This is a genomic window from Actinophytocola sp. (assembly GCF_045807065.1).
Classification (GTDB): domain Bacteria; phylum Actinomycetota; class Actinomycetes; order Mycobacteriales; family Pseudonocardiaceae; genus Actinophytocola.
In genome coordinates this window covers 19427-28531 of the sequence record NZ_JBJMIE010000188.1, presented here as the reverse complement: position 1 = coordinate 28531, position 9105 = coordinate 19427, and the positions used below count along the sequence as shown (strand labels likewise).

Genomic DNA, 9105 nt, shown 5'->3' with positions numbered 1-9105 from the left:
TTGCGCACCTGCGGCGCGAGATCGGCCGAACGGGCACCGGGCACGGCGTGCACGCTGACCGTCACGGTGTGGCCGGCCGCACGCAACGCGTCCGCGAGCAGGTGCCCGATGCTCTGCTCGGCCCGCATGCACCCGACACCGGCCGCGAGCGAGTCACCGAGCACACGGAAGCGGAGTGAAGTGTTCATCACCATCGACAACGCCGCGGCCACCCCGATTGATCCCCGAGCCCCACCGACGGCCGGACCGCCTGAGTATCTGACTTCGCATCTGACCGGCCAGCGCGACCCGCGTGTCAGGGGGTGCCGGCCGGACCCGGTGGCGCTGTCATCGCCCAGCGGATCGTGCGCACCAGGCCGTGACCGGCGATGGTGACGCCCGTGCGTTCGACGAGCGGCAGGTAGGGCAGCCGCAACGGGCCGCGGGCCCAGCTCGGCAGCAGCGCGACCGCCGACGCGGCCAGCACCGCGTACGGTGGGCGGGCGGCCAGCGGCAGCGGCGGGGTGAGCAGCAGGAACCGCGCCGTGTCCCGTGCCGCCTCGGTGCCGCGCAGTTCGGGCCGGTAGGCGGCCAGCCGCTCGGCCAACGCCGCCCGGGTCGTCGGCGGATCGACCACGCCCAGCGCGGTGGCGATCCGGGCCGCGTCGGCGACGTAGCCGTCGGCGGCGGCCGCGTCGAGGTGGCCGGCGCCGTAGCGCTGGTAGGCACGCAGGAAGCTGTCGACCTCGGCCACGTGCACCCACGCCAGCAGGTGCGGATCGCTCGCGCGGTACGGGATGCCGTCCTCGGTGCGACCACGGACCCGGCCGTGTATGGCGCGCACCCGCTCGACGGCGGCCCGCGCGTGCTCCTCGGTGCCGAACGTCGTGGCCGCCAGGAACGTGCTCGTGCGCTGCAACCGCCCCCACGGGTCCCCGCGATAGCCGGAGTGCCCGGCGACGGCCGCCATCGCGAGCGGGTGCAGCGACTGCAGCAGCAGCGCCCGCAGGCCGCCGACGAACATCGCGGCGTCACCGTGCACGGCCCGGATCGGCCGGTCGGGCGTGAACCAGCGCGGCCCGGGTGTCTCGTGGATGAGCGCGCGGTTCGCCGGTCCCTCGGGGCCCGCCACCCGCGCGAACAAGCTCCGGCCCAGGCTTTCGCGGAGTCTCCTCACCGGACCATGGTCGCAGAACATCCCTGAATCACACCGGCCGTTCGGGCACGAGTGCCGGCGGTGGTCAGACCCGCGCCGGGGACTCGGCGTGCGTGGTGGAGCGCCCCGGCCGTGACGGGCGGGTCCCTGGTCGGGTGAGTACCAGCCACACCGCCGCCGCACAGCCCGCCAGTCCGGCCGCGGTGGTCCACCCGACCGGCTCGCCGAACATCAGCAACGCCCACACCATCGTGGTGGGCGGGGTCAGGAACAGCAACGTGCTCGCACCCGTCGCGCCGAACGCACGCAGTGCCAACAGGTAGCAGCCGTAACCACCGAAGGTCGACAGCACGACCACCCACAGCACTGCCCACCAGAAACCGGGGGCCGCCGGCGGTGCGAGCCTGCCCGTCACCGCGGCGGCGGCGACGAACACCCCGCACGACACCAGGCAGTGGATCGTGAGCTGGTCGAACGGCCGCGTGCCCAACCGCCACCGGCGCTCCAGCAACGTGCCCACCGACAACGCCAGCATCCCGCCGACCACGAGCAGGTACCCCAGGACGTGCCCACCACCACCGAGATCCCCCGCCACGACCACGGCGACACCGGCGAACCCGGCGACCAGGCCCGCCCACTGACGCGGCCGCACCCGCTGCCCCAGGACGGGCCCGGCGAGCGCGCCCACGACCAGCGGCTGCAGCACCGCGATCAACGCGGCGACCCCGGCAGGCACGCCCATGCCCACACCGGTGACCACACCCGCCAGGTACAGCGCCTGGCACAGCAGCCCGAGCACGGCCTGCCGCCGCACCTCGGTCCCGGCCAGCCTTGGGCGCCGCACGACCGCCACGGCACCCACCAGCACCGCGACGACGAGGTAACGCCAGGCCAGGAGGGTGTCGGCGGCGGCGTGCGCGGTCCCGAGCCGGGCGCCGACGAACCCGGAGCTCCACATCACGACGAGCCCGACGGCGGCGAGGACGGAATGTCTCATGACACCTAGGTAAACATACAGGTCGGTATACTGTCAGTATGGTGTCCCGACCCATGACCCCCGCCGGCGAGCGCCTGCTCGCCACGGCCAGCGAGCTGTTCTACGCCCGCGGCATCCACGCCGTCGGCGTCGACCTGATCGCCGAGCTCGCCGGCACCACGAAGAAGACGCTGTACGACCGGTTCGGCTCCAAGGACAACCTCGTCGCGCTGTACCTGCGGCGGCGGTTCGAGCGGTGGCAGGCGTTCGTCGAGGAACGGCTCGCGGCGTGCCCGCCCGGCCGCGACCAGGTGCTCGCCGCGTTCGACGCGCTGGCCGAGTGGCTCGCGGCCAACACGTGCGGGTGCGCGTTCGTCAACGCCAACGCCGAGATCGGCCGCTCCGACCACCCGGGCGTGGCGGTGATCCGCGCGGAGAAGCAGTGGATGCGGGAGCGCTACGAACGCCTCGCTCGCGACGCCGGCCTCCCGGCCGCGCTCGGCACCGGGTTGCACCTGCTGCACGAGGGCGCGATCGTGACGCTCACCGCGGGCGGCCAGGAGGACGCCGTGGCCACCGCGAAGGCGGCGGCGCGGGAACTGATCACCGCGGCGGGATGAGCCGCTCGGCGACCGAGCGGTGTGGCGAGCGACACCGGTGCACACGCTGGTTCCGGTTTCAGGCGCGGGCAGGCCGGGCATCCGCCCCTCATAGAAAATGTGAAGGAGCGAACCATGGGTGTGTTCGACAAGGCGAAGGACAAGGCCGAGCAGCTCGTCGGCAAGGGCAAGGAGAGCGCCGGCCACGCGACGGACAACCAGGACCTCGAGGACGCGGGCAAGCGCGACCAGCTCAGCGGCGAGACCAAGGAGGCCGGCCACGACCTGCGCGACAAGGCGGCCGGCGCCGTGCAGGACGCGCGCGAGGCGTTCCGCGGCGACGACAGGTAAGACTTTTCGAACCGGCCGCCACGCCCCGTGGACAGGCGGTGACCCGAGCCCGGCGTCATAGCTGTCCCACGTTCGGTGTGGTGCCCACCCAGGAGTCCTGGTCGACCGTGCAGGGCGGTCGACCAGGACTCCGTCGCGTCGGGCCGACGGGCGTGCGGCCGAACCGGGTGGGCAGCCGCTGATACCTGGATCAGTGCCAGGTCATGGTGATCGAGCATTCGAAGTTGACGTAACCGGCGCGCTGGAAGGCGTTCGCCATGGGCGTGTTGTCGACGTCCGTGGCCGCGCGGACGCGTGGCACGTCCTGCGCACGCAGGACACGAGTGCCCAGCGTCCCGTCCAGCACCCCGCCCCGCAGGACGCACGGCCTAGTGTGCCCACGGTGCGCCGAGTGCGGCGAAGGTCCTGCCTTCGGTCGCGGCGCGCCAGCACCATGACTCGACCTCGGTGACGATCGGGTGGCGGTCGGGGCCCTCGCCTTCCCAGTGGAGGTGGTGGTCGGCGATTCGCCTGGGGGGCTCGGACTCGCGTACCGCCTCGACGACACGCATGAAGGCCGCGGTGTCGTCGACGGGGCAGCGTGGCCGGCGGCCGGTCGCGCGGGCCGCGAGCAGGTCGTCGAGGAGGTCGACGCGGTCGAAGGTCAGGGGGTCGGCGCGACCGTCCACCTCGACGGTGTCCGTCTCGTACGCGAGTCGCAGTGTGCCTCGGGTGCCGTGCACGACGACCAGTGCGGGCGTGCGCCGCGGCGCGCACAGCGTGAACCCGAACGCGAGTGGGCGGCCGTCGGCGAGTGTGACGACGCCGGAGGACGTGTCGTCGGCCTCGATGTCGTTGGCCCGGTACAGGTCGGTCTCCACCTGGGCCACCTGGTCGAGGTCGGTCACCCCCGCGACCAGCAGTGCCGTGGCGACGGCGTGGGCCAGCGGGTTGGTGACCACGCCGTCGACGACGTCCCGGCCGTCGAGGTGGCGGCGGCCCGCCCATGCCGACCTGGCCCAGTAGCCCGCCGTGCGCACCCACGTGCCCACCGCGCCGAAGCCGGTCACCGTGCCGATCTCGCCCTCGTCGACGAGGCGCCGGACCGCGTCGATCGCCGCCGAACCGAACGTCTGGAAGCCGATCTGGCAGAGCTGGCCCGTCTCCCGCGCGGCGGCGCGGACCTGTTCGTACTCGGCGAGCGACGGGGTGGGTGGCTTCTCCAGCAGCACGTCGCAGCCGGCCCGCATCGCCGCCACCGCCAGCTCCGCGTGCGTGTGGACGGGCGTCGCCAGCACCACGACGTCCGGCGCCGCCCGGGCCAGCAGGTCGGCCAGGCTGTCGTGCCACGTGGCGCCGGCCAGCCGCGGGGCCAGCGGGCCGGGTGGGCGGGGGTCCGCGACCGCGACGAGCCGGGCCCGGCCGGCCGCGGCGAGCCGGTCCAGCCGGTCGAAGTAGGAGGCGCCGTGGCCGCGGGCACCGACGAGGGCGACCCGCTTCACCGCGTCCCGCCCCTGGCGGTCGCGACGCGGGCGAGCGCCAGGTCGGCGAGGTCGGCGGCGTCCTGTGTGGACAGTCGGCGGTCGACGACCAGCATTACCAGCCCGAGGTTCAGGTCCTCCCCCGCGCCGATCACGCACGGGGTGTCCCAGGCGAGCGCGGGGCCCGCGCCGACGTAGTCCGCGACCCGCACGAACCACGGCCGGGGTTCGTCGCCGGTCTCCTGGACCAGGACCACGGACGTCCACTCCCCGCCATGGCGGCCGTTGAAGGCGAGCCACGGCGAGCGGGAGCCGTGAGCACCCGACTCCGTGTCCGCGTCCGCCGCGAGCACCTCGGTTGAGTCGGCCGAGACCAACCGGCAGAAGATCCCGCCGTAGCCCGCCCCGGGCCGGCCCCGCAGCGCCGGGCTGGAGATCGTGGCGCCCGCCGGCGCGGTCAGGCGGCTGTGCCAGCCCAACGCCCACGCCTCGGCCTCCGCGATGATCACCCCGGTCAGCTCGCGTTCCTCCAGCAGCTGCTGGCGGTCGTGCTGGTCGGCCCACGTGAGCGACTGGGACAGGCGCGCCCCGGACTCGTCGACGTCGACGCGCAGGCTGAGCTGGCGACCGTGGTTGCGCAGCAGCGTGGGCCCCTGCCCCTGCAGGAACGTCCGGCCGCCCCAGTAGGACGTCCCGTCGACGTCGGCGATGGTGAGCGAGAGGCCGTAGTGGTGGCGGTGGTCGACCGGGCTGACCTCGGTCACCGTGCGGCCGGACAGCGAGTGGACCGGGTGCAGGTGGGGCCGCGGGCTGTGCACCTGCGGCAGGTCCGTCCCGTCCGCGTACCGGGCGAGCGGGACGTCGCGGTGCGCCAGGAGCGCGCCGGTGGGCTCGGGCCGCCACCGCGCCTCGCCGAGAACCTCCTGCCGGGCCGCCGCGGCGGTGCCCGACGACGGCACGCCGAGCCGCCGGGCGGGTGGCACGGGGCCGCTGCTGGCACGCAGTACCAGCTCCGGCTGGATCATCTCGGGCTCGGGTTCCGCCACCCGCTCGCTGTTCGCGTCGGAGTCGATGCCCATGACCGTCACCAGCCTCTCCCACGCCCGGCGCCCGAGCGCGAACTGGGGGACGCTCGCCGTCGTCACCGACGGCGTCGCGTAACGGGACAGTTCGATGCCGTCGAAGCCGGTGACCGAGATGTCGCCGGGCACGGCCACCCCGGTCTCGTTGAGCCGCGCGAGCAGCCCGAACGCGACCAGGTCGTTGAACGCCAGCGCGCCCGTCGCCCGGCTCTCGAGGATCTCGTCGGCGACGCGGTAGCCGTCCTCGATCGTGGTCCCCGTGGGGACCGTGCGGACGCGCAGGAACGGGTGGCGCCTGCTCGCCGCGGCCAGTCCCGCCAGGCGGGCCCGGTTCGACGCGGCCGTGGGCGGGCCGGCCAGGTAGGCGAGGTCGCGGTGCCCGAGGCCGACGAGGTGGTCGACGAGCGCGCCCATGCCAGCGGCGTAGTCGACGGCCAGTGTCGGCGCCCCGGCCACCGGCCGGTTGAGCACGATGAGGGGCGCCGCCCGGACCAGGAGTGCGGCCAGTTCCTCCGCCGGCATCCGCGGGCTGGCGAGGATGAGCGCGTCGCAGCGCAGTCGCGCCTCGAGCGCCGCCTCCGCCTCCTCGGACGCGGTCTCCCCCGTCTCGGCGACGAGGACGCGGTACCCGCTCTCGGCCGCGGCCGCCATCGCCCCGCGCAGCACCTGCTGGAACATCGGGTTGCCCAGGTCGGGCACGACGAGCGCGACCGTGTTGGTGCGGCCGAGGGACAGGCTGCGCGCGACGTTGCTCGGGCGGTACTGGAGCCGGTCGGCGGCGGCGTGGACCCGCGCGGCGATCTCCGGCGCGACGGACGTCCTGCCGTTCATCACCCTCGAGACCGTCGCGCGCGACACTCCCGCCGCCGCGGCGACCTCCTCGATCGTGCTCCCGCCCTTGAGCGACCGTGCCATCGCGCCGCGACCTCTTCCCTCGCATCTAGGAAACCGGTTCCCCGACTGTTACCGTAGCCCACGAGCACGATTTGAGACAGGCCGACGGACCGGACTTCATTGAGGTGAGAGGCGTTTCTGTCAGGGGTGGAGCGCACTCCTGAATCGTGCTCGAAGCCATAAACCGGTTTCTCACTCGACGTACCGACCTACTCAATGACGAGAGAGGTGCACCATGGGACTGCGAGGACGGCTGGCCGGCCTGGCCGCAGTCGCGGCAGCACTGGCGATGATCGGCGGCTGCGCCGGCCCGGGCAGCGGCGGCTCCCAACCCGCCCCGAAGGCCGCCACCGCGGACTGGGGCAAGGCCGAGGGCACGATCGACTTCTGGGACACCAACGCCAACCCCCGGCTCACCGCGAAGTGGCAGGAGCTGATCGCCAGCTTCGAGAAGGAAAACCCCAAGATCAAGGTCAACTACGTCGGCCTGCCCAACTCGTCGTACCTGCAGAAGGTGCAGAACGCGCTGGCCACCGGCGAGATCCCCGACGTCCTGCTCATCGGCAACGACATCGGGAGCCTCATCGCGCAGAAGGCGGTCGTGCCGCTGGACGACGCCTTCGGCGAGGCGAAGCTGCCGGACAGGATCGACAAGGACATGGTCGAGAACGAGCGGGGCAACTCGGCCGACCGCAAGCTCTACAAGGCACCGCTGACCGCGCTGTCCGACGTCATCTGGTACCGCAAGGACTGGCTCACGCAGGCCGGCCTGAAGGAGCCGAAGTCCTACGACGACTTCTTCGCCGACGCCAGGGCACTGACCAACGCGAGCGCCAACCGGTTCGGCTTCGCGTTCCGCGGCGGCCCGGGGTCGATGCCGCCGATGATCGCGATGACCTACGGCATGTCCGGCGTCGGCCAGTTCTTCACCGACAAGGGCCAGGCGACCCTCGACGCCAAGGACAACGTCAAGGCCTTCAAGCGGTACATCTCGCTGTACGGCACGGTCAGCGCCCCGGCCGACATCTCCAACGACTACCCGAAGATCGTCGCCGCGTTCGACGGCGGCTCCGCGTGGGCCATGCACCACAACCTCGGCTCCTACCAGGACCACATCACCGCGCTGGGCGCGGACAAGGTGGTCGGCGTGCAGCCGTTCCCCGACAAGGACGGCGTGGTCACGGCGACGAGCCCGGCCATCTCCGGCCTGAGCATCATGGCCGGCAGCGAGAAGAAGGCGGCGGCCTGGAAGTTCGTCGAGTACATGAGCACCACCGGCAACTCCGACTGGGCCGAGACGGTCGGCCAGGTGCCGGCGCTGGCCAAGGCGCAGAAGGACCAGTGGGTCCAGCAGTCGCAGCCGCTCAAGGCCGTGGTCCAGACGGCGGCCAACCCGAAGACGCAGTACGTGCGGTTGCCGACGTACCTGCCGGACTGGGGCTCGATCCTCAAGACCGAGATGGAGCCGGACTTCCAGGCGGTGCTGCAGAAGACGATGACGCCGGAGGACTTCCTGTCGAAGTACGCGACGCGCTTCGAGAAGGCGCTGGCGGAGTACAAGGCGCACGGCGGGAAGTAGCGTCTCAGGTGGGCAGCGCGGCGGTGAGGAAGTCGATCGCCCGCTCCTGCATGGGTCCGTCGAAGCGGTGGGGACCGGGCACTGTGACACCCCGGTAGGTCCCCGCCGCTTCGGCGAACCGCGTGCGCAGCAGGGCGTCGGCGCGGGCCATGCCCTCCGGCGGGAACAGGGCGTCGTCGGCCGCGTAGAGCACGAGCTGGTCGTGCTCGCCCCGGCCGAAGGCGACGTCGGGCCAGTCCCGGCCGTGCCCGATGCCCGGGGTCGCCAGCAACCAGGAGTGCGCGTCGAGGTGCGCCGGGTACAGCTCGTCCACAGTGGACATCATGCACGCGATGACGCTCGCCCGGATCCGCCGGTCCAGCGCCGTGAGCACCGCGGCCCGTCCGCCCCCGCCGGAGAAGCCGACGACACCGAGCCCCTCGACGTAGGGCAGGCCGGCGAGGATGTCCAGCGCGGTGAGGTCGTCGTGGGCGACGGCGCCCGCGAAGGACGTGCCCATCACGCCGGCGAACTTGGCCACGGTCTCCTCGTGCAGTGCCGCGGCGGTGTCGTAGCCGGGTTCCCCGCCGGCCGCGCGGAGCGCCGCCATGGTGGTCCGCAGCCGCCACGGTTCGGGGTCCAGCCGGAACCCGCGCGAGCCCCAGGCGAAGGCGTCGTGGGCGAGTACCGCGAACCCCGCGCGGGCGAGCCGCTCGGCGAGCGCCGAGCCCCCGTAGCACTCGTGGCGCAACCGCTCGGCGACCGGGTCCGTCGTGGTGAAGAGGCGTTGCGCGCCAACGCTCTTGACCCCGGCATGGCAGTGCAGCGCGAGGATCCCGGGCAGGGGTTCGGTTCTGACCGAGGGGAGCGCCAGCCAGGCACGCGTCGGCGGCCCGAACGCCGTCTGCCACAGCAGTTCCGTGGTCGCGACGCCACCGCGCTGCCACGCCCGCACGGTCCGCGGCTGCGTCCGCGCGGGTGCGAGAACCCCCAGCAGCGCGGCCAGTTCGCCCTCGAGGCGCATCCCCGTGCGCCAGGCCGCCGGCCAGT

The 9105-nt window shown here is 73.0% G+C and carries 9 protein-coding genes and 1 pseudogene; 3 read left to right on the top strand and 7 right to left on the bottom strand.

The features are described 5' to 3' along the window. The 3 genes and pseudogenes from ACJ73U_RS10975 to ACJ73U_RS10965 all read right to left on the bottom strand — a co-directional run. Window positions 1-188, bottom strand: a pseudogene (locus tag ACJ73U_RS10975) (SGNH/GDSL hydrolase family protein); the annotation flags it as partial. A 107-nt stretch (window positions 189-295) separates the two neighbouring features. Continuing rightward, window positions 296-1156, bottom strand: coding sequence for an oxygenase MpaB family protein (locus tag ACJ73U_RS10970; RefSeq protein ID WP_407777457.1), 861 nt, complete (start codon window positions 1154-1156; stop codon window positions 296-298). Window positions 1157-1220: 64 nt separating this feature from the next. After that, window positions 1221-2132 carry a DMT family transporter gene (locus ACJ73U_RS10965; RefSeq protein WP_407777456.1) on the bottom strand — a complete coding sequence of 304 codons (912 nt, stop codon included), beginning with the start codon at window positions 2130-2132 and terminating at the stop codon, window positions 1221-1223. A 38-nt stretch (window positions 2133-2170) separates the two neighbouring features. On the opposite strand from ACJ73U_RS10965, the gene ACJ73U_RS10960 reads away from it, so the two are divergent. Both ACJ73U_RS10960 and ACJ73U_RS10955 read left to right on the top strand, forming a co-directional pair. Continuing rightward, window positions 2171-2731, top strand: a complete 561-nt coding sequence (locus ACJ73U_RS10960) for a TetR/AcrR family transcriptional regulator (protein ID WP_407777455.1) — start codon at window positions 2171-2173, stop codon at window positions 2729-2731. Window positions 2732-2845: 114 nt separating this feature from the next. After that, complete coding sequence (locus ACJ73U_RS10955) at window positions 2846-3061, top strand: CsbD family protein (protein WP_407777454.1); 216 nt, start codon at window positions 2846-2848, stop codon at window positions 3059-3061. A 190-nt stretch (window positions 3062-3251) separates the two neighbouring features. Here the strand turns inward: ACJ73U_RS10955 and ACJ73U_RS10950 are convergent, their stop codons facing one another. The 3 genes from ACJ73U_RS10950 to ACJ73U_RS10940 are packed head-to-tail and all read right to left on the bottom strand — an operon-like array spanning window position 3252 to window position 6518. Continuing rightward, window positions 3252-3407, bottom strand: a complete 156-nt coding sequence (locus ACJ73U_RS10950; protein WP_407777453.1) for a hypothetical protein — start codon at window positions 3405-3407, stop codon at window positions 3252-3254. 22 nt (window positions 3408-3429) lie between these two features. Beyond that, window positions 3430-4542 carry a Gfo/Idh/MocA family protein gene (locus ACJ73U_RS10945; RefSeq protein ID WP_407777452.1) on the bottom strand — a complete coding sequence of 371 codons (1113 nt, stop codon included), beginning with the start codon at window positions 4540-4542 and terminating at the stop codon, window positions 3430-3432. Further along, a complete protein-coding gene (locus ACJ73U_RS10940) occupies window positions 4539-6518 on the bottom strand; it encodes a DUF6807 family protein (RefSeq protein ID WP_407777451.1) in 1980 nt (659 codons plus the stop codon). The genes ACJ73U_RS10945 and ACJ73U_RS10940 overlap by 4 nt, the downstream gene beginning before the upstream one ends. Before the next feature lie 214 nt (window positions 6519-6732). On the opposite strand from ACJ73U_RS10940, the gene ACJ73U_RS10935 reads away from it, so the two are divergent. Continuing rightward, window positions 6733-8076, top strand: coding sequence for an ABC transporter substrate-binding protein (locus tag ACJ73U_RS10935; protein WP_407777450.1), 1344 nt, complete (start codon window positions 6733-6735; stop codon window positions 8074-8076). 4 nt (window positions 8077-8080) lie between these two features. Here ACJ73U_RS10935 and ACJ73U_RS10930 read toward each other — a convergent pair whose 3' ends face one another. After that, window positions 8081-9079 carry a hypothetical protein gene (locus ACJ73U_RS10930; protein WP_407777449.1) on the bottom strand — a complete coding sequence of 333 codons (999 nt, stop codon included), beginning with the start codon at window positions 9077-9079 and terminating at the stop codon, window positions 8081-8083. Between the last annotated feature and the right edge of the window lie 26 nt (window positions 9080-9105).

Coding starts and splice junctions, on each gene's coding strand:
- ACJ73U_RS10930 (WP_407777449.1), bottom strand. CDS start 9,079: ATGCGCCTCGAGGGCGAACTGGCCGCGCTGCTGGGGGTTCTCGCACCC.
- ACJ73U_RS10955 (WP_407777454.1), top strand. CDS start 2,846: ATGGGTGTGTTCGACAAGGCGAAGGACAAGGCCGAGCAGCTCGTCGGC.
- ACJ73U_RS10965 (WP_407777456.1), bottom strand. CDS start 2,132: ATGAGACATTCCGTCCTCGCCGCCGTCGGGCTCGTCGTGATGTGGAGC.
- ACJ73U_RS10935 (WP_407777450.1), top strand. CDS start 6,733: ATGGGACTGCGAGGACGGCTGGCCGGCCTGGCCGCAGTCGCGGCAGCA.
- ACJ73U_RS10960 (WP_407777455.1), top strand. CDS start 2,171: ATGGTGTCCCGACCCATGACCCCCGCCGGCGAGCGCCTGCTCGCCACG.
- ACJ73U_RS10940 (WP_407777451.1), bottom strand. CDS start 6,518: ATGGCACGGTCGCTCAAGGGCGGGAGCACGATCGAGGAGGTCGCCGCG.